Here is a 19,590-nt window from a genome sequence, read left to right as displayed (position 1 = left end):
ATGACAAACCTTGGTTTTGTCATCAACTCTGTTGTTTGGTTTCTTCCGGTCGTCATTCCAGACAAGCGCAGCGATGCTGCGTGCAGATCTGGAATTCAGACATCAGCCGCGCGTGAGCGCGACCTGATTCCTTTTGAAAGCAGTCCTCGCTGTCGCTCGCGCTGACATCTGGATCCCAGATCAGCGTTCGGGTCCGCCTCACTTGTCTGGGATGACGGCAGACGACAGGGTGACAATCGAAAAGGGAGGGCTCTGCCAGCAATCTGAGCGGCGGGTTTACTCCGCCGCTTCCGGTTTCTTGCTTGAGGCCCTGGCGGACTTTCGAGGAGCCGGTTCCTTCATGGCTCCCGCAAGCGGATCCTCGGTGATGTCGCCGGTCACCGGCGGCAGGTCGAGCACTTCATGGAACGTCTGCAGCAGTTCCAGCGTATGCGGGGCCATTTCGTCGATGACGCCGGGGACGAATTGAACGACCCTGGCCGCGAGTTCCCGGTCTTCCTTCGTCTTCAGGAGTTGCGGCAGCGTCGCGATCGCGGCTTCGCGAGCGAATTCCACGATCAGGTTCTGCTCCTCGATGATCATCGCCCGTTCCTCGCTGGTGAGCGACTTGAACGGCTCGTCCTGATTGAGAACCCGTGCGGAGCGTTCCAGGCGGTCGCGACGCACGTTGCCCCGGCTTTCGGCAAGCAGGATCAGCATGCGGATGACCGCTTCGCAGAAACCGCCTTCGCCGATATGCATCAGCGCCGAGCGGACAGCCGGCAGACAGGCCAGCTCTTCCTTCCGCTTCAGGGTGCGGCCCGGCTGATGGGTGCGGCCGAACCAGCGGGCAGTGGGCGAGCCCCACAGGGTGAAGAAAGTCGTCTCGTAAAAAGTGTTGCGCAGGTCCCGCCAGAAGTCGATCGATTGCTCGATCACGTCCGCCGCAATCCCTTCCGCCTGCACGAAGGGGTTGTCCGGCGCCACAGGTTTACGGTCCGCGTTCACTTTCTCGGCCATGCCCTGCAGGGGCGCGACGAACGGGTTCAGACTTGAAAACAGGGCATGCTGGAGCCGGAGCGGATGGGTCTTGCGTCGGAAATCGGCCGACTGCTCGCTGACGCCTGCCTGGACGAAGGGGCGCACCATCACATCGTAGAACTCCGACTGCTGTTCGGACGCGCGCGCTACGGCGGCAAAGGGAATTTCGTCCTCCCGGCCGTCGTCGAGCAACTTCAAGTCCTCCATCGTGCGTTCCTGGAAGCTGACGGTGAATGTCCGTTCCAACAACGGCCCCTCGAAATCGTCGATCTTCATCTCGTAGAGGCCGGGCGCCAGCGCCTCGATGGTCTTGAGCGTCGAGGTGACTTCCGTGTGTTCCTTTTTCGCGATCTTGGAGGAGACGAAAATGCCCAGATGGCCGACCTGCTCATGGATCATGTAGATGATCCGCTGGCCGCGGATCGCGATCTCCCGCTCGTCCGTATAGGTGTCGATGATCCAGTTGATCGCCTGGGTCGGCGGCGTGATGTTGTCGCCCTCGCTGGCGAAAACGATGATCGGCGAACGGATCTGCTTCAGGTCAATGTTGCGCCCCGGCTCAAGCTGGGCCTCATTCTTGGACAGGCGGTTGCCGACGAACAGTTCCTCGACAATCCATCGGATTTCCGCCTCGTTGAGCAAGAAATACCCGCCCCACCAGCGTTCGAAATCGAGAAAGCGCTTCTGCTCCGTATCGACCTTTGCATAAAGATCGAAGTACTTGCGGAACTCGGTCCGCCCCGGATTAAGCATCTCGAAATTGGACACGAGATCCGCGCCGTCGAAGACGCCGTGGCCCAGGTCGGAGGCGAGCATGACATTCCAGGTGCCGCCGAGCACGCCGGCATTGTAGCGCATGGGATGTTCGCCGACCTTTCCCGACCAGGTCTGGACCGGAGCGCCGTTCAGGAGGATGGGGCCGGTCAGATCCGGGTTCGTGGCGGCTAGAAGCAAGGTCGCCCAGCCGCCCTGGCAATTGCCGGTGACGACCGGCTTGGGCGATTGCGGATGCAGTTCCATCACCTTGCGCACGAAGGCGGCTTCCGCATGGGTGACGGACGCAATCGTCTGGCCCGGTTCCGGCATGCGCCGGAAGGCGACGAAATAGACCGGGTGGCCGTCATGCAGGGCGACCCCGACCTGGCTGTCCAGCTTGAAGCCCCCGATCCCCGCACCGTGGCCGGCCCGGGGGTCGATGATGATGTAGGGCCGCTTCCAGGATTTCACCTCGACGCCCTCGGGCGGCACGATCTTCAACAGCATGTAGTTGCACGGCCGGGGCAGATCCGCCCCGTCCAGCACGACCTCGTAGTCGTAGATCAGGACCGGCGGACAGCCCGCCTCCTCATGCTCCAGGAAGTTGTCGCCCCGCCGGCGCAGGGTATCGAGGGTCAGGGTCATGCGTTGGGCCGCGTCCGCCGCATAGGCCTGATACTCATCCACCAGAGCGCCTGTCTGCCGGTCATGGCCGAACGCCTGTTGCGCCAGTTCGCCCATATCGGCCAGCGTCTTCTGCAGACGCTTGTTGTGGGTCTCCGAAATCCGGTTCATGTGGGTCGAAAGGCCCCGCGCCAATAATTCGCTGAGAGTGGAGAGCTCTGCCATCTGGGCCTGAAACACATTCACCCGCTCGCTCGGCGACCAGGCCGTCGCATCGGTCAGCTTTTCCAGGAATGCGTTCTGGCCGTCTGCAATCGCGTCGAAAACATCCTTCATGCGGATTTCTCCTGTCCGAAAAGGCGCAACACTCCTTGCCCGGTCATCGCCGGCGGAAAGGCACCTTGCTTTCAGGACTATACCGCAATGCAGCAAAAATTATGACGCTACGGCGTTTTTTCTGCCGCCACGTGAATTCACGGACAGGCAAGCAAGCCTCTGATCGGCGGCAATCAAGCCGATGTGAACGGTAAGCCGTACCGCCGGCCCCTACTGCGACAACATCCAGTTCAGCACCAGTCGCCAGTCGGTCATGCGGATCGGGGTGCCGTGGGTACCGGTGTCGAACAGGGTGAACTTGATCGGGTAGCCGGGCGCGGACGATTTGATCTTCTTGAAGAAGTTCGCCTGTTTCTCCCAGTTATAAACCTGATCGTCGCTGCCGTAGCCCATGTAGATCGGCACCTTGCGGGAGAGCGCCCCGGAGGAGAAAAAGCCGGGATCCTGCGGTGAGCCCAGAAACAGGATGCCGTCGAGATTGCGGGCATAGTTTCCGTTCTTCAGGAGATCCCAGCAGATGATACCGCCCATGGAACCGCAGGCAACGATGACCCGGGCATTGGGGGAGAGCTGCTTCTGATAACCGATCAGTGCGGCGACATCCTGTGTCCCCTTGGCACCGAAGGAGGTGATGTCGGCGGACAGATAGGCACCGCCGTTGCGCACCATCAGGTTCTGCACCCGGTTGAAATTGCCGCCGAAGGACACGTCGTTCATCCCCTGGAAGCGGTTGCCGCCCTGGCCGTGGATGTAGATGACGATCACTTTCGCGCCGCCCTGGGCCTTGCCGACGCCCATGTATTTGACGGTGCGCCCGTTCGCCTTGAGTTCGTAGCTCGACCGGCTGCGCTTCGGCTTGTAGGAGACGTAATTGCCAAAAACCTCGCGCTCGTCGACCTTGTCCCGGTCGCGCAGGTCGCGTTGTTTGGAATATTCCACGACGATGAAATCGCCGTTCATGTGGCTAGCGGTGATCTTCTTGTACTTGAAGAGCCCATCCTTGAACGGCGCCAGCGCTTCGGCGCCCGCAGTCCCCGCTCCGAAGACCACCGCGAGGCATAAGGCTGCGAAGACGGCTGAAATTTTCCGAATGCTTAGCATTCCCCGCTCCCTATGACCGGATCCGTTTCATGACAGGGGCCTGTGCCGGCCACAGCCGATATGAATACCGGATTCGGTGTCCGTGTTGCACGTCCAATTGATGACTTTCGGGAAGCCTAACCGGGATGGCCAAGGGCTTCAATCTTCGAGAACCGCAGCGTTATCGAGCCCGGTTTCATTTCAAGTTTCGGCGAACAGATATACTCGAACCAACGCAAGATTTTTCGAAAGGCTTCGTTCTACCTCATATGTAACTTTACGTGCTGCTTCGCCGCTCTAGTTAAAAACATCGATGTATATCGACGTCGTTATCATACCAGCCTTCGTTTTTTTAAACAGATTTCCCTAATTCTTACTCTTTAACAGATTGGTAACCATAAACTATTGAAACTCAGGCATAAGAAACCCGTTGGCAGAAGGCCTCGGGGTTCAGTTCAGGAGAACAGACATGCCAGTCATTTCCTTCGCGAACGCAAAAGGCGGCGCCGGCAAGACAACCGCAGCACTTTTGCTGGCGACAGAAGTCGCCGAACGGGGAAAAAGCGTGACCATCTTCGACGCGGATCCGCAGAAATGGATCTCCAAGTGGCACGAACTGCCCAACCGGAGTTCCCGGATTTCCGTCGTCAGCGAAATCACCCCGTCCTCCATCACCGAACAGATCACCGATGCCCTGGCGGTTTCCGACTACGTGATCGTGGACCTGGAGGGCACGGAAAACCTGGTCGTCGCCAATGCGCTGTCGGTTTCCGACCTGGTCGTGGTTCCGATCCAGGGATCCTCCATGGATGCCCGGGGCGGCGCCAAGATCCTGACCATGATCGGCAAGCTGGAAAAGATCGTCCGACACAAGATCCAGCACTGCGTGGTCCTGACCCGCACCAACGCGGCCGTGACCACCCGCGCCATGAAAGCGGTTCAGGACTTCCTCGCCGTTCAGGGCATCGATGTGCTGGCGACGCCGATCGTGGAACGGGCCGCCTACCGCGACCTGTTCGAATTCGGCGGCGGGCTCGGCGACCAGAACCCCAAGCAGATCACCAATCTGGACAAGGCCAAGGAAAACGCGGAGATGTTCGCCGCCGAAGTGCTGGAACGGGCCATCGTGATCCCGCAAAAGCGCTGGTACCACATCTTCAAGAAGGCCTCATAAGGCCTCACCGACAGGTTTCGCCCCATCGACACACGGCAAACGGGCCTCCCCCGTTTGCCGTTTTTTATGGTCAGCCGCCCTGCCAGACCCGGATCGCGTCCACCGGCCACAACAGCATCAGGACATTCAGGGTCAGATTGTCCCGGATCACCCAGAGCGCCAGCAGCTCGAACGCCACGCCGACGGCAACCGTCAGCCAGACCGGCATCCGCCAGGCGAACCAGAAGCCGGCGAGCATCCACAGAATGTCGAAGACCGAATTCAGCACGCTGTCGCCGGTGTAGCCGGACGCGATCGTCGCCTCCCGGTAGCGGTCGATCACCCAGGGGCTGTTTTCGATGATTTCCCAGGAAGCTTCGATGAAAATGGCGCCCAGCGCCCGTTCGCCGACCGGGCGATTCCGGAACAGCAGCCACAGCGCGAGATAGAACAGGAACCCGTGAATGATGTGGGAGGGCGTATACCAGTCGGCGATGTGCTGGGAACTGCCCGCGACGTCCTCGGCCGGGGTCCAGAACAGCACATAGCCGCAGTCGCAGATCGGGATCCGCCCCATGGCGAGCAGAAGGACTGCCGTCGCCAGGATCATGCCAATGCCGGTCAGCCAGATCGTCCGTGTTCTCACGCTCTACCCTCACCCGAAGTTGCGGGCCCGTTCCGGGCACGCACGCAGGGAGACTGGCGTTCGACACGCTGCGAAAGCAAGAGCGGGAACCTTGCTTCAACAGCTTTAAATCCCAGCCGCGATGATTGGCAATTCCGGGCACCCTCTTTATGGTGCCTCGTGACTTCTGCGTATTCCCGTTCAGCGTTACATCAAGGTCCCGCCTCATGCGAAAACGCTTTCTCCGTCCTTCCTACGCCAGACTTGCCCCGCTGCTTGGCCTCCTGTTCCTGGCCGCCTGTCAGGAGGACGGCGGCAACATCGCCCTCGGTACCATCGAACGTGACCGGGTCGCCCTGACGGCAACAGCGGCCGAGGTCGTGATCGACCTGCCTGTCGCGGAGGGTTCGCCGGTCAAGAAGGGCGACGTGCTGGTGCGGCTCGATCACAAGCAGCAACAGGCGGAAGTCGCCCGCGCCAAGGCGGAGGTCGAACGGGCCGCGGCCAATCTGGAAAAGCTGCGCAACGGCGCAAGGGAAGAGGAACTGGCGGCCGCCCGTGCCAAGGTCAGCGGTGCCAAGGCCGCTCTTCTGGAGGCGAAACAGAGTTTCGAGCGCGCCCAGGATCTCAGCTCCCGGGGAACGGCCAGCAAGGCGAGCTACGACAGCGCCCTTGCCAACCGGGACGCGGCCGACGCCTCGCTCCAGAGCGCGGAAGAAGAGCTGCGCCAGCTGGAAAACGGCGCCCGGCGGGAAGATCTCGCCATGGCGGAAGCGGAACTCGCCGCCGCCCAGGCAAGTCTTGAGAGCCAGGAAAAGGTCCTGTCCGACCTGACGATCGAGGCTTCGCGCGACGGAATTCTGGACAGCCTGCCATGGAACCTCGGCGAGCGGGTCACCATGGGCAGCCCGGTTGCCATCCTGCTGGCCGGAGATGCGCCCTTTGCGCGGGTCTACGTCCCCGAACCCTACCGGGTGAAGGTGAAGCAGGGAGACAAGCTGACGGTACGGATCGACGGCCTGGACGATCCGCTGGAGGGCACCGTGCGCTGGATCAGTTCAGAGCCGGCCTTTACGCCCTACTACGCCCTCAATCAGGAGCAGCGCAGCCGGCTGATGTATCTGGCGGAGGTCGACCTGCCCGCATCGGCGGAAAGCCTGCCGAGCGGCGTCCCCGCCCAGGTTCTGCTGCCATGAGCGACCTGGTGGTCCGCACCCGAGGGATGACCCGGAAATTCGGCGAGGTCACGGCCGTGAACCAAGTCGACCTGGAGATCGGCAAAGGCATGATCTACGGCTTTCTCGGCCCCAACGGCTGCGGCAAGACCACCTCCATGCGCATGCTGACCGGTCTTCTGACGCCGACCTCCGGCGAACTGGAGGTCCTGGGCAATACCCTGCCACGAGACGCGGAAAACCTGAAATACCGGATCGGCTACATGACCCAGACGTTCTCCCTTTACCGGGACCTGAGCGTCACGGAAAACCTTCAGTTTTTCTCCAAGATCTTCGGCCTGGGGCGCAAACAGGAACGCCGGCGGATCGAAGACCTTCTGGACATCTACGACCTGACCGACCTCGCCAAGCAACGTGCGGGCAGCATGAGCGGCGGCCAGCGCCAGCGGCTCGCCCTTGCCGCCGCGGTCCTGCACGAACCGGACCTTCTGTTTCTCGACGAGCCGACCTCGGCGGTCGATCCGGAATCGCGCCGGGATTTCTGGGAACAGCTCTTCGACCTGAGCGATGCGGGCACCACGATCGTGGTCTCCACCCATTTCATGGACGAGGCGGAACGCTGCCACCGCATCGCGATCATGGAACACGGCCACAAGCGGGCCGACGGAACGCCGGCCGAACTGATGGCGGACATGGCCACCAACGTGCTGGAGATCGAGGGCGATGATCTCAGGACCCTGCGCAAGGACCTGACGGCCCTGCCGGAAGTTCGCTCTGCGGCCCAGCTCGGTGCACGGCTCCGGGTTCTGGTCACCAAGGACGTCACCGATCCGGAAGCCTGGTTCCGGTCCCTGCCCCAGTCCAAGGAAGCGCAACAGGTCTGCAAGGTCCGGCCGAATCTCGAGGACGTTTTCGTCACCAACACCGGCGTTATGCCGGTATCGGGGCAAGCTGCGAAAGGAAGCGGGCAATGAGATCCCTCCGGCGCATTTCCGCAATCCTGTTCAAGGAATTCATGCAGTTGAGGCGGGACCGGATGACCTTCGGCATGATCGTCATGATCCCGCTGATGCAACTCCTTTTGTTCGGCTATGCCATCAACACCAATGTGCGCCATATCCCGGTGGCGCTGGTGGATCATTCGGATTCAGGTATCAGCCGGATCCTGGTGCAGACCATTCTGGCGACCCAGGTGGTCGACTTCACAGAACATTACGACACCGTGGAAGAAGCCCAGGCGGCGATCACCGGCTCCCGGGTCCGCGCCGCGCTGATCATTCCGCGGGATCTCGCCAGCCGCCTTGCCCGCAGCCCGAGCGTCGGCCTCGGCACCCCGCCTTCGACCAGCGAGGAGACCAGCCGGCCGGTCGCCCAGTGGATCGTGGACGGGTCCGACACAATGATCGCTGGCGCGATCAAGGCCCTGCGCGCCATGCCGCTCACCGAGCTCCTGCACAAGCCGGCGAACCGTTCCACGCCGACCTTCGAGGTGGCGCTGTTCTTCAACCCGGAACAGCGGACGGTGGTCAATATCGTGCCAGGGCTGGTGCCGGTGATCCTGACCATGACCATGATCATGTTCACGTCCGCGGCGATCGTGCGCGAAAGCGAGCGCGGCAATATGGAAATGCTGATCAACACGCCGGTGAAACCCATCGAGCTGATGATCGGCAAGATCATCCCCTATATCTTCATCGGCCTTGTGCAGGTGGCCATCATCCTCGGGCTCGGTTATGCGGTCTTCAACGTGCCGTTCAACGGAGGACTGCTGCCGCTTCTGGGCGGTACGCTCCTGTTCATCGCCGCCAGCCTGTCTCTCGGCCTGCTGTTCTCCACCCTTGCGAACAGCCAGCTTCAGGCCATGCAGATGACGATCTTCGTGCTGATGCCGTCGATCCTGCTGTCCGGCTTCATGTTCCCCTATGAAGGCATGCCGATCGCCGCCCAGTATATCGCCGAGGTCCTGCCGGCGACCCATTTCATGCGCATGATCCGCGGCATCGTCCTGCGCGAGGCAGAGCTGGCAGACCTCCAGTTCGACGCGCTCTGGCTCGCCGGCTTCTTCGCCCTGGGCATGGCTCTGGCCGCGCTCCGATTCAAGAAACGGCTGGATTAACTCGACGTACCCTTTCGGCATGACCGCAGGAGGAAGTTTTGATGAGAAGCGATAAGATGCGCGGTACTTTCCGGGTTTTCCGAGCAGTCGGCATCCTGTCGCTGGCTTGGCCGTTTGAGGTAGCGGCCAATCCCGCACTCAACCGGACTGCGTGCCCCCCGGCCTGGAACAACTATGTCCGCGCCGTATCGGATTACCTCCCCAAGCTACCCGAAAACGACAGGGTGTTCATTTTTGTCGGCACCGAGAGCTGTTTACAATTGCCTGGGAAACAATTTGAGCGAGGACCTATTGTCGACCCTTGAAGTCTTAGAGCGCTCGCTGGCAAGAATACAAAGCGTACCGGACACGCTCTTTCCAGGTACAATGCCTTTAAACTATTGCAATGTCGGAACATTTACAAACAAGAACCAACCAATCGATTATTCGGCCCACCTGCCTTACGAGCCGTTTGAACTAAGAAGCGAGCTATGCGAAAGCTCATTCAAAATGTCATTGCACAGGCTCAATGGGAAAAGGAAGCTGCCGTCCGGGAAATAGTCGGTCTTGCGAAAAGCATCGCAACGCTCCGGTTCAAGAAGAGGCTGGATTGATTTCAGACCGGTACCGGCAAGGCTGCGGCGCATCGATTGATCGGATGGCGGCATCTCTTTATGCTGCGGGCCTTTAAGGGAGGGGCTTTTCATGATCGAGCGCCGCGATATTCTCCTGTCCGCCGGGGCCGGGCTCCTTGCCGCAGCTTCGTCTGCCGCCTCAGAACCCCTGCCGAACTGGATCGTGAACAGCGGTCATGCGCAGGACCCCGCCCCCTCCCGCAAAGACGGCATTGCCCTGGCACTTGGCGGAGGCGCGGCGAAGGGGTTCGCCCATATCCCGTTCCTGGAATGCCTGGACGAACTGGGTGTTCGCCCAACGCAAATCGCGGGAACGTCCATGGGGGCGATCCTCGGGGCGGTTTATTGTTCCGGCATGAGCGGCCGGGATATCCGAACCTACACGCTGGATCTTTTCGCCAAGCGGCGTCCCCTCATGCAGAAACTGCTGCTGGACACCGGCGAAAACTGGGCCTCCCTGTTCAACCTTGTGAAGCCCGCGGTCATCGATCCCGAGGTTCTGCTCGGCTCCCTCCTACCCGACAGTCTCAAGCGGGATTTTTCAGACCTTCAGATCCCGTTGAAAGTCGTCGCGACCGATTATCATGGCCAGAGCCAGTATCTGATCAGCGAAGGCCCTCTGTTGAGCGCGATTGCTGCCTCGTCCGCGCTTCCGGTCCTTTTGACACCGGTGCGCCGCGACGGGGTGCTGCTGATCGACGGCGGTTTCGTCAACCCGACACCTTTTGATGTGCTGGATACTCCGGACGATATCGCGACCATCGGCATCGACGTCACCGGCAGCGACAGCCACGACGACGGAAACACGCCAGGGGCGATGAAGGTCTGGATCAGCTCCTTCAACATCACCCTGCATTCAATCGTGGAAGCGAAACTGACCGGTTCCCATCCAGACCTGTTGGTGCGCCCGCCCATTGGCCAGTTCAGCACCATGGAGTTCTTCAAGGTGGAAGCCATTCTGGCCGCTGCGGACCAGGCGCGCGACACTTTCAAACGCGAGATCGACGCCGTTTTGGACCGACCGTGAGGGAACCTATGCGAGGGCTGTTTAAATGACCGGTTTAAAGATGTTCCGCCTGCACATGCCCGGCATCGTCCCGCTGTCCGTCGGTCTGCTTTTCTTCTCGGCCGCGCTCACGCCGTCGCTCATTCCCCGAGGCTGGCTGCTTCAAGGAATTCTCGCCGGTCTGGTCATGGCGATCGGCTATATGCTCGGACGCTTCGCAATCTTCCTTTGGACCGCCCTGGAATTTCCAAAGCCGCGCGGAAGGCTCCTGACTTTTGCCCGGACTGCCGTCCTGTTGCCGGCGCTGGCGCTGCTCATCCATAACCTCTCAAAAACAACCGATTGGCAGAACTCCGTCCGGCTGCACGTGGACATGGAGCCGATCGAATCCACCACGATCGTCGGCATCGTTCTCCTCAGCCTGGCCGTGTTTTCCGCGCTTTTTCTGATCGGAGTGGCAATCCAGAGGATATTCGACATCCTGCGGTTCCGGCTGTACCGGTACATGGCCCCGCGTGCCGCCGGAGTTCTCGGACTGGCGGTCCTCTTGACAGTTGCCTTCATCGCGTCCCGCGACTGGGTCCTGCCGGCGACACTTCAGTTTCTGGATACCTCCTACGAAACTGCCCAGAACCTGTTCGACACCGCGCCCCCTCCCCCCGGTGACCCGGACTTTCCCGGCGGCGCCAATTCCCTGGTGAGCTGGAAGGCGATGGGCCAGCCCGGGCGGAACTTCATCATGGGAGGACCGACGGCGGCGGAAATATCGGACTTCACCGGCCGGACCGCCAAAAAACCCATCCGTGTCTATGTGGGGCGTTCGCAGGACAAGAGCCCGAAGGCTCGGGCCCAACTCGCGCTGCAGGAACTGATCCGGCTGAAAGCCTTCGACCGCAAGATCCTGCTGGTGGCCAGTCCGACAGGGACCGGCTGGCTCGATCCGGGCAGCCACGACATTCTCGAAATGATGCACGACGGTGACGTCGCCACCGTTGCCGTCCAATATTCCTATCTGCAGTCCCCGCTGGCGCTGGTGTTTGAAACCCGCACCGGCCTCGATCAGGCTTCGGCCACCATGGACACCATCTACCGCTATTGGCGGCAGCTGCCCGAGGACGGCCGCCCCAGGCTTTACATGCACGGCATCAGTCTCGGTGCCTGGTCGTCCATGTATTCCTTCGATATCATCCACATGATCAACGAACCGATTGCCGGCGCCTTGTGGTCCGGACCGCCGTTTCCCTCCGCACACTGGTTGCACGCAACCGCCGCCCGTAACTCCGGAACGCCCTTCGTCCTGCCGCGGATCGAGGACGGCGAGGTGATCCGCTTTGCCTCCCAGTATGTGACGCCGCAGGAACAGGGCAGCCATTGGGGCAGAGTGCGGATCGTGTTCCTGCAATACGCCTCGGACCCGATCGTCTTTTTCGATCCCAATTCCTTCTGGCGGTCGCCCCAGTGGATGCGGGAAAAACCCGCCCCCGACGTTTCGCCGGAGCTGACGTTCATGCCGGTGGTGACCCAGTTGCAGCTTGCCCTCGACATGCTGCTGGCCACACACCTGCCGCAACGACACGGCCATAACTACGACAAGATGGACTATATCGACGCCTGGGCCGCCGTGACCGGTCCCGCGGGATGGACAGCGGAGGACACGGCCGCCCTGAAATCCCTGTGCAGCGCCGTCGAAGGGATCGGTTGCAGCAAAAGCGCTGCCGAACGGCTGAGCCGGATGTGAGTTGATCCTTTCGGCAGAAGGCTCCGAAACACTGCTGCCGGGAGGGCGCGAACAACTCCCGGCTTGCTTTGAGATTTTGCAGGGGTGTCAGCCCTGGACGTCCATGTCCGGGATGCCGTCGATCGAAACCCGGTCGACGACGAGGCTGTCCTCGAAGGCCTTCAGGTCCATGTTCGCCAACTGGGCCTTCTTGTCCTTGCGGTTCATGCCTGCGTGGTAGAGGCTAGCGGTCAACTGGTCATAGGGCACCGCCACATAGGTGTAGGCCACCTGCTGATCGATCAGCGCCGCATGGGTCACGGCGTGCTTGTTGTCGCCCGTCTTGAGGGCGTAGTCTTTCAGAACCGAGATCTGGGCATTCAGCGGAAGATAGCGGCTTTCATCACCGCCCTTCGTCGATCCAGTTCCGGCCTTGACCACCTTATCCAGGGTCGTGGCGTCCTTTTCCGCCTTGTCCGTGTCGCCGTTATAGATCGCCAGACAGGCCGCATGCACATCGGACATGGCCTCAAGGCCGTCCATCGACAATTTGAGGAAGGTGTCGGCCACATTGGAAGCCTTCTGGTCCATTTTGGCCATGTCCGCCTGATGAGAGGCCTCCGCCGCATAAACTGCTGCCGAGGTCAGTGCCGTGGCGCCGATCAAGCCTGCTGCAACCAGCGAGGCAATTGCTGCTCTCGATTTCGGCGTCATTCTCCATCGGTTCTTGAAACCTTCCGGCTTGGCCGTCGTCTGTACGGCTGCCTTCGTCGGAGTGGACGAGTGGACCCGCACCTACACCAATGCAAGCGTTTGAATATTAAACATTTTTTACCGATGCTCCTTAATTTGCCCCCTTAAAAAAGCGAACGGGAGTTCGGAAAGCCCGGCCGGAGTTCCATGCGGGTTCAGGTGTTCACGCGCCTGATCAGCCGGACATGCGGTTCGATTGCCGTTCAGTCGTGACGGAAACGTCCGCCGGATATTTCATCGCCCAGCTGAAGATATCACCGAGAATGACGGCAAGACCTCGCCCCTTTTCCGACAGGCCATAGCGCACCCGATGCCTGGCATCGAGGCGTTCGGTGCGCGTCACCAGTCCGATGGCTTCCAGATGGCGCAGTTCCTCGGTCAGAACCTTCCGGCTGATACCGGGCAACGCACGGGTCAGTTCCAGGAAATGATGGTCCTGTATCGTCAGGCAATGCAGGATCTTAGGCGTGTGCTTGCCGCCGATGCTTTTCAGCGTGTCGGCCACAGGACAGACGTCCGTATCCGGTAGCGACCAGAGTTTCCGCCTCGTTGCCGTCATGCCGTCCCTCGCCGTTCCGGTTACAAAAAGGTACCTAATTGAGCGGATTTGCAGCTCAGCCTAAGCAGGCTCGCAGAAAAACCTAAGACCAGGACGGAGCTGTTGCAATGATGTCAGAAAATACAATCACAACGATTCCGATCCTCCCAGGCGGGATGGTCAATGCCTTTCTATTCAAAACAAACACCGGAGCCGTGCTGATCGATACCGGGTTGCCGGGTTCGGAGAGGAAGGTGGAACGGGCACTCGCAGCGAACGGCCTTGGCTGGTCCGACCTGAAACTCATTGCCGTGACCCACGGCCATATCGACCACGCAGGCAGTGCGAAGCGGATCCGGGATCTTTCCGGTGCGCCGATCCTCCTGCACGAACAGGACCGGGCCTATTGCCTGGGAGAACTGCCGCTCCTGAAGCCAACCGGCCTGTTCGGACAGCTTTTCAATCTCACAGGAGCGATTGAACGTCCCTTCAACAGTTTCGAACCGGATATCCTGCTGACCGGCAGCGCCCCGCTGGACCTGCGGCCTTTCGGCCTTCCCGGTCATGCCCTCCACACACCCGGACACACGCCGGGTTCCTTGTCGATCCTCACGGAAAACGGCGTCGCCTTCGCCGGGGATCTGGCCGCTTCCGGAATTCTGCTTGGCGGGTTGATGTTCAGGAGACATCCGAAGCGACCGCCGTTCGAGGAAGCCGTCAACGAGGTTGTCGCTTCGCTCGAACTTCTGCTGGCAAGAGGCGCCAGAGCATTTTACGTCGGCCACGGCGGACCGTTGGATACAGACATTGTCCGCCGGCATTTAAAGCATCTCGCCCAGCTCGGATCCGACTGACAGGGTCAGACCTTGCGGGCGACGATGAACCGGCTCGGCGGTTTCGCCGGATAATTGCCGGTCTCGATGATCTCGAATCCCTCCGCTCGGATAAGCCTCTCCAGCTCACTGATTTTCAAAAAATGAACGAACGGCGCCTTGCCGAAGAGCTGCATGACCGGGATCAGGAGGCGGAACAAGGACCGAAGCAACAGTCCTGCTTCGGAAAGGCAAACGGTCTTGGAAATGAACAATCCGCCCGGTTTCAGTCGATCGCGAACCTGGCGGATCGCACCTGCGGTATCGCCGATGAGATGCAAAAGGTTGAAGGCAAGCACCACATCGAATGAGCCGCCGCCAAGGGTATCGGCACCGATCTCCGCCTGCCGGAAACTGACGTTGCCGGCCGAGCCGTCGGCGAGTTTGCCTGTGGCGATCCCGATCATGTTCCCGGACACATCGGTCGCCAGGATGCTTTCCACGGTCTCAGCGAGCTTCAACGCCGTGGTGCCGGTGCCGCAGCCGATCTCAAGCACCCGGTCGGACGGTTTGAGATACGTACGCGTGCGGGCGAGCGTTTCGGCATAGGCAGTTTCATTTCGAACCGGCAAGCGGGCATAGCGCGTTGCGACCTTGTCCCAGAAACTGGCTCCATCCGTCATCGGCATCCCCTGTCGGTTGATGAGGGCAATCTGCGGCAGCCCCGGTCGACTGCGTTTGCGATCCGGTCTCTATACGATCTTCGCCATAAAACCAGAATTGCATAATTATGCAGACCTTCTATACAAAAACGCATGAATTGGGCGGCAATCGGCTTTGACTGGAACCAGGCGCGGGCATTTCTCGCCACGGCGGAACTCGGCTCACTGTCGGCCGCGGCAAAGGCACTTCATCTCACCCAGCCGACCATCGGCCGCCAGGTGGCAGCCCTTGAAGAAGCCCTCGGCGTCGTTCTGATCGAACGCGCCGGCCGCTCCATCGTTCTGACGGACGCGGGACGCGATCTGCTCCCCTCGTTGCGCATAATGGCTGAAGCCGCATTGCAGACGGGCCTGACGGCCTCTGCCAGGTCGGAGGCGATCGAAGGTCGGGTCAGCATTTCGGCGAGCGACGTGATGGCCGCCTTCGTACTGCCGGAGATCCTGGCCGAGCTGCGCGTTGCGGCACCGGGCATCGAAATCGAAGTCATCGCCTCGAATGCGCTTTCCGACCTTCGCCGCCGGGAAGCCGATATCGCGATCCGCCACGTCCGGCCGCAGCATCAAGATCTGGTCGCCCGGCTGATCCGGGAGGCGAGCGCCCATTTCTACGCCGCCGAAAGCCTGCTGGAGCGAACGGGGCGTCCGAAGTCCCTCAAGGATCTGACCGGAGAGGTCTTCGTCGGCTTTGGCAATCGGGAGGAAATGGTCCGGTTTCTGAACGGGCTCGGCCTCAAGGCCACCGCTGCGAACATCAGGTTCGATTCCGCCAGCGGCGTTGTCGGCTGGCAGATGGTGCGCCAGGGACTTGGCATCGGCATCATGCAGGAGGACGTCGCCGAACGCACGCCCGGCATTGTCCGGGTCCTTCCCGCAATGGCGCCGATCCGTTTTCCGGTCTGGCTCGTTACCCACCGCGAACTCAACACGTCCCGCCGCATTCGTCTGGTCTATGACTTCCTCGCCGAAGCGCTGAGCCGCACTGCATAGAGCCGCATTCTTTGCTGGCCTTTTCGGCCCGCTTTCTCTAGAACCAAGCGCCAACGGCAACACCCATTTTCGAGCCAGGCCTGACAGACCGGCGCGCCCCGGAGTTTTCCAGAGCGTCGCGCGCCTCCGGTCCTTGTACCGGCCGGAGCCCGAGGAGCTTTTTGAATGGCCACCATGAACGGCGCGCCCTATCTGACGCGACGCACCTTTGCGATCATCTCCCACCCGGACGCCGGTAAGACGACGCTGACGGAAAAGCTGCTCCTGTCGGGCGGCGCCATCCGCGCCGCCGGCCAGGTGCGCGCCCGCGGCGAGCGCCGCCGCGCCCGGTCCGACTGGATGAAGATCGAACAGGAACGCGGCATCTCGGTCTCGTCCTCGGTGATGACCTTCGAGCGGAACGGTATCATCTACAACCTGCTCGACACGCCGGGCCACGAGGACTTTTCCGAAGACACCTACCGCACGCTGACCGCCGTCGACGCGGCGATCATGGTGATCGACGCGGCAAAAGGTATCGAGGCCCAGACGCGCAAGCTGTTCGAGGTCTGCCGCCTCCGGGACATTCCGATCATCACCTTCGTCAACAAGATCGACCGGGAAGGCCGGCACGCGCTAGAAATCCTCGACGAGGTCCAGGAGGCGCTGGCGCTGGACGTGTCCCCGCAGACCTGGCCGGTCGGCATGGGCTCCGACTTTTTCGGCGTCTACGACTGGCAGAAGAAGAAGTTCCACACCTCTGCCGGCGAACGCGGCGGCGCCTACGCCCGCACCCTCGACGTTTCCGGCCTCGAGGACCCGATCCTCGTGGACACCGTCTTCGACCGGATCATGGACGAGTTCACCGAAAACGTCGAACTGGGCGCGGAAGGCTATGCGGCCTTCGACCGGGACAGCTTCCTGGAAGGCCATTTGACCCCGGTGTTCTTCGGCTCCGCGCTGCGCGACTACGGCATCGAGGAACTGCTCGACTTCATCGCGGATTATGCCCCCCCTCCGCATTCCCAACCGGCCACCGGCGGGCGGACCATCCGGCCGGACGAGGACAAGGTCACCGGCTTCGTCTTCAAGGTGCAGGCGAACATGGACCCCAAGCACCGGGACCGGATCGCCTTCGTGCGCCTGTGCTCGGGCACGTTCAAGCGCGGCATGAAGCTGAAGCACGTGCGCGCCGGCAAGGTGATCGCCGTCACCGCGCCGATCTTCTTCTTCGCCGAGGAACGCGAGATCGCCGAGACCGCCTATCCGGGCGACGTCATCGGCGTGCCCAACCACGGCCAGCTCCGGGTCGGCGACACGCTGACGGAGGGCGAGGACATCCACGTCACCGGCCTGCCGGCCTTCGCGCCGGAAATCCTGCGCCGGGTGCGTCTTGGCGACACCATGAAGGTCAAGCAGATGCGCCAGGGCCTGCAGGACCTGGCCGAGGAAGGCCTCGTTCAGATCTTCAAACCCGACATCGGCTCCAACTGGATCGTCGGCGTCGTCGGCATCCTGCAGCTCGACGTGGTCGTCGACCGGCTCAAGGCGGAATACGGCGCGGAAATCGGCTTCGAACCGGTCAATTACGCCACCGCCCGCTGGATCGAGACCGACCCGGCGACGCTGCAGAAGATGATCGAGAACCACCGCATGTCGATTGCCAACGACCGCGACGACCGGCCGGTGTTCCTGTTCAAGAACGCCTGGGAAGTCGGCTATATCGGCGAGAAATACCCGGACGTGAAGTTCCGCGAAACCCGCGAGATCGTGCACGAGGGGTGAGCGATCCGAGGTGCGGCTCCGCCTCGGAGCCGGTTTGTTGGCTACAACCACACCGCAAACTCCGCCGTCATTGCCGGGAGAGCGCATTCCTCAGGGTCTTCGGCAATCCCCGCATCCATGCGGGGAGCCGCGCCGCCTTATCCCCTGCCCTGCCTTGCTTCCGTCGCCTGCGGCCTGTTACTCCTGATCGCCCCCCTGACCCCTGTTTCCGGAACACCGCAAAAAAACGGCGTATCCGGAACCCATCGATCAAGGACCACGGCATGGCACAAGACGACAAATCCCGATCCGGCGGCTTTCCCTCGCTTAAGGCAGGATCAACGGACCCGGACGCAATCGCGGACTATTACGACGATTGGGCCAAAACCTACGATGAGACGCTTGCCGCGTGGGACTATCAGGCGCCGAAAGATGCGGCCGCCCTGCTCGCGCCTCATCTTGCTCCGATGGCGCATATCCTGGACGTCGGCTGCGGCACCGGACTGGTCGCCGATGCGCTGAGCCGGTTTGGGGAGTTTCACATCGATGGCATCGATATTTCGGCTGAATCTCTCAAGCTGGCGGAGACGCGCGGCGGCTACGAGAAGCTGGTATGCCACGATCTTCAAAAACATCCCCTGCCGCTTGAAGACGACAGCTACGACGCCGCCATTTCCGTCGGGGTTCTGACCTATATCGCGGATGCGGAAGCGCTGTTCCGCGACCTGTGCCGCTGCGTGCGCACCGGCGGCGTCATCGCCTTTACCCAGCGTACCGACCGCTGGGAGTCGCTCGATTTCGCCGCACTGATCGGCTTGCTCGAAAGCGACGGCCTGTGGACCGCGCTCCACATCAGCGAACCGCGCCGGTATCTTCCGGAAAACGAAGACTTTGCGGATGAGATCAGGATCATCCATACGCTTTGCCGTGTCGCCTGAAAGCAGGGGCTGAAAACCGGGCCTGGGTGACAGCCAAATATGCGGCGGAATTTCCGCCCCCTGCCGTCATTGCCGCGCAGGAACCGGCTTTTAGCGAGACAACCTTCCAGAAATCGTGTCGGGACGGTCGAAGGAATAGTCGGCATTCGTGTACAAGGCACAGATCATGCCTTCGTAGAACATCCAGGCCGCACAGCCCTGGTCGCCAAGGCAGCGATTGTAACACTCGTTCGGTCCACTGGTGACCAAGGTCTGGTAGATGTCGCCCTGCAAGGCCTTATTCCGCTCCGAGCCCGGAATTCCGGAAGGAAGCGGAAGGCGCGCAGGGTCATCAGACTCTTTCACAAGTCTATAGCTAAACACGCTGTTTTTCGAATTGGCCCATTCCTGCAATCTTTCCGCTGCGGCTTGCGTGACGAATAGAGTCTCGCCATTGATCAAGACCTTTTTGGTATAATCGCCCTGCCTGATCGAGGAGGCGTCAAAAACCTGTTTTAGGGTGGTCCCGGCATAGCCCTGCCGGATCTCTATCCGCATGTCCCCGTCACCGGCCATGGCAGGCACACACACCGCGTGGAACAGACCTATCGCTAAAACTGCTCCTAACACACCTCGTTTCATCGTCCCTCCTTTGGAGCAAACTGCTCCAAACCGAATTCATTGACGCCGCCCTGATTTCTGACCAACGCCGGAAGTTGGCCCTGAGCGGAAGCGAAGCCATAAGCATTTCACCTGTAGTCACATTTCGGATCAAGGCAACAAGATGCCCCTCGTTTGACCCGACAACCGACCTCTCTCCATCCGCTTATCCCCACCGATTAACCCAACGACAGTTTACCGCTCGACATTTCGCCATATTGCAGTGCAATATGAAC

At 61.0% G+C, this 19,590-nt stretch carries 18 protein-coding genes; 10 read left to right on the top strand and 8 right to left on the bottom strand.

Annotation, left to right across the window (positions count from 1 at the left end; genetic code table 11):
• Positions 1-276: 276 nt before the first annotated feature.
• On the bottom strand, positions 277-2,736 hold the full coding sequence (locus ACN0SO_RS16110; protein WP_417679527.1) for a DUF3141 domain-containing protein: 2,460 nt from the start codon (positions 2,734-2,736) through the stop codon (positions 277-279).
• 210 nt (positions 2,737-2,946) lie between these two features.
• Positions 2,947-3,837 (bottom strand): alpha/beta hydrolase, encoded by an 891-nt coding sequence (locus ACN0SO_RS16105; protein ID WP_417679525.1) that lies wholly within the window; start codon positions 3,835-3,837, stop codon positions 2,947-2,949.
• 448 nt (positions 3,838-4,285) lie between these two features.
• Here ACN0SO_RS16105 and ACN0SO_RS16100 point away from each other — a divergent pair, with 448 nt between their 5' ends.
• Positions 4,286-4,990 carry an AAA family ATPase gene (locus tag ACN0SO_RS16100; RefSeq protein ID WP_417679523.1) on the top strand — a complete coding sequence of 235 codons (705 nt, stop codon included), beginning with the start codon at positions 4,286-4,288 and terminating at the stop codon, positions 4,988-4,990.
• A gap of 70 nt (positions 4,991-5,060) precedes the next feature.
• Here the strand turns inward: ACN0SO_RS16100 and ACN0SO_RS16095 are convergent, their stop codons facing one another.
• Positions 5,061-5,615, bottom strand: a complete 555-nt coding sequence (locus ACN0SO_RS16095; RefSeq protein ID WP_417679521.1) for a DUF2585 domain-containing protein — start codon at positions 5,613-5,615, stop codon at positions 5,061-5,063.
• 206 nt (positions 5,616-5,821) lie between these two features.
• Between ACN0SO_RS16095 and ACN0SO_RS16090 the strand changes: the two genes are divergently transcribed.
• Genes ACN0SO_RS16090 through ACN0SO_RS16080 form a run of 3 tightly spaced genes read left to right on the top strand, consistent with a single transcriptional unit; the run spans position 5,822 to position 8,885 of the window.
• A complete protein-coding gene (locus tag ACN0SO_RS16090) occupies positions 5,822-6,790 on the top strand; it encodes an HlyD family secretion protein (RefSeq protein ID WP_417679519.1) in 969 nt (322 codons plus the stop codon).
• Positions 6,787-7,743, top strand: a complete 957-nt coding sequence (locus ACN0SO_RS16085; protein WP_417679517.1) for an ATP-binding cassette domain-containing protein — start codon at positions 6,787-6,789, stop codon at positions 7,741-7,743. The genes ACN0SO_RS16090 and ACN0SO_RS16085 overlap by 4 nt, the downstream gene beginning before the upstream one ends.
• Entirely contained in the window at positions 7,740-8,885 is a 1,146-nt protein-coding gene (locus tag ACN0SO_RS16080) for an ABC transporter permease (RefSeq protein WP_417679515.1), read from the top strand. Before ACN0SO_RS16085 ends, ACN0SO_RS16080 begins: the two co-directional genes overlap by 4 nt.
• Before the next feature lie 440 nt (positions 8,886-9,325).
• On the opposite strand, the gene ACN0SO_RS16075 is transcribed toward ACN0SO_RS16080, so the two are convergent.
• The gene (locus ACN0SO_RS16075) at positions 9,326-9,571 is read right to left on the bottom strand and encodes a hypothetical protein (protein WP_417679513.1); all 246 of its coding nucleotides are present in this window, start codon (positions 9,569-9,571) and stop codon (positions 9,326-9,328) included.
• On the opposite strand from ACN0SO_RS16075, the gene ACN0SO_RS16070 reads away from it, so the two are divergent.
• Both ACN0SO_RS16070 and ACN0SO_RS16065 read left to right on the top strand, forming a co-directional pair.
• Positions 9,570-10,526, top strand: coding sequence for a patatin-like phospholipase family protein (locus tag ACN0SO_RS16070; RefSeq protein WP_417679511.1), 957 nt, complete (start codon positions 9,570-9,572; stop codon positions 10,524-10,526). The two genes, ACN0SO_RS16075 and ACN0SO_RS16070, sit on opposite strands and share 2 nt — an antisense overlap.
• Positions 10,527-10,551: 25 nt before the next feature.
• On the top strand, positions 10,552-12,243 hold the full coding sequence (locus ACN0SO_RS16065) for an alpha/beta hydrolase (RefSeq protein WP_417679509.1): 1,692 nt from the start codon (positions 10,552-10,554) through the stop codon (positions 12,241-12,243).
• An 87-nt stretch (positions 12,244-12,330) separates the two neighbouring features.
• Here the strand turns inward: ACN0SO_RS16065 and ACN0SO_RS16060 are convergent, their stop codons facing one another.
• Entirely contained in the window at positions 12,331-12,936 is a 606-nt protein-coding gene (locus ACN0SO_RS16060; RefSeq protein ID WP_417679507.1) for a YfdX family protein, read from the bottom strand.
• Between the two features lie 214 nt (positions 12,937-13,150).
• Complete coding sequence (locus ACN0SO_RS16055; protein ID WP_417679505.1) at positions 13,151-13,534, bottom strand: winged helix-turn-helix transcriptional regulator; 384 nt, start codon at positions 13,532-13,534, stop codon at positions 13,151-13,153.
• A gap of 107 nt (positions 13,535-13,641) precedes the next feature.
• Here ACN0SO_RS16055 and ACN0SO_RS16050 point away from each other — a divergent pair, with 107 nt between their 5' ends.
• On the top strand, positions 13,642-14,367 hold the full coding sequence (locus tag ACN0SO_RS16050; protein ID WP_417679503.1) for an MBL fold metallo-hydrolase: 726 nt from the start codon (positions 13,642-13,644) through the stop codon (positions 14,365-14,367).
• Positions 14,368-14,372: 5 nt separating this feature from the next.
• Here ACN0SO_RS16050 and ACN0SO_RS16045 read toward each other — a convergent pair whose 3' ends face one another.
• Positions 14,373-15,008 (bottom strand): methyltransferase domain-containing protein, encoded by a 636-nt coding sequence (locus ACN0SO_RS16045; RefSeq protein WP_417679501.1) that lies wholly within the window; start codon positions 15,006-15,008, stop codon positions 14,373-14,375.
• A gap of 132 nt (positions 15,009-15,140) precedes the next feature.
• Here ACN0SO_RS16045 and ACN0SO_RS16040 point away from each other — a divergent pair, with 132 nt between their 5' ends.
• The 3 genes from ACN0SO_RS16040 to ACN0SO_RS16030 all read left to right on the top strand — a co-directional run bounded on the left by ACN0SO_RS16040 (position 15,141) and on the right by ACN0SO_RS16030 (position 18,715).
• On the top strand, positions 15,141-16,034 hold the full coding sequence (locus tag ACN0SO_RS16040) for a LysR family transcriptional regulator (protein WP_417679499.1): 894 nt from the start codon (positions 15,141-15,143) through the stop codon (positions 16,032-16,034).
• 165 nt (positions 16,035-16,199) lie between these two features.
• Positions 16,200-17,798 (top strand): peptide chain release factor 3, encoded by a 1,599-nt coding sequence (locus ACN0SO_RS16035; RefSeq protein ID WP_417679497.1) that lies wholly within the window; start codon positions 16,200-16,202, stop codon positions 17,796-17,798.
• 263 nt (positions 17,799-18,061) lie between these two features.
• A complete protein-coding gene (locus ACN0SO_RS16030; protein ID WP_417679495.1) occupies positions 18,062-18,715 on the top strand; it encodes a class I SAM-dependent DNA methyltransferase in 654 nt (217 codons plus the stop codon).
• A 90-nt stretch (positions 18,716-18,805) separates the two neighbouring features.
• Here ACN0SO_RS16030 and ACN0SO_RS16025 read toward each other — a convergent pair whose 3' ends face one another.
• Complete coding sequence (locus tag ACN0SO_RS16025) at positions 18,806-19,336, bottom strand: hypothetical protein (protein WP_417679493.1); 531 nt, start codon at positions 19,334-19,336, stop codon at positions 18,806-18,808.
• Between the last annotated feature and the right edge of the window lie 254 nt (positions 19,337-19,590).

The organism is Roseibium sp., assembly GCF_048260565.1.
Lineage (GTDB): Bacteria > Pseudomonadota > Alphaproteobacteria > Rhizobiales > Stappiaceae > Roseibium.
The sequence above is the reverse complement of the archived record's forward strand: the minus strand, read 5'-3'. Positions and strand labels throughout refer to the sequence as shown.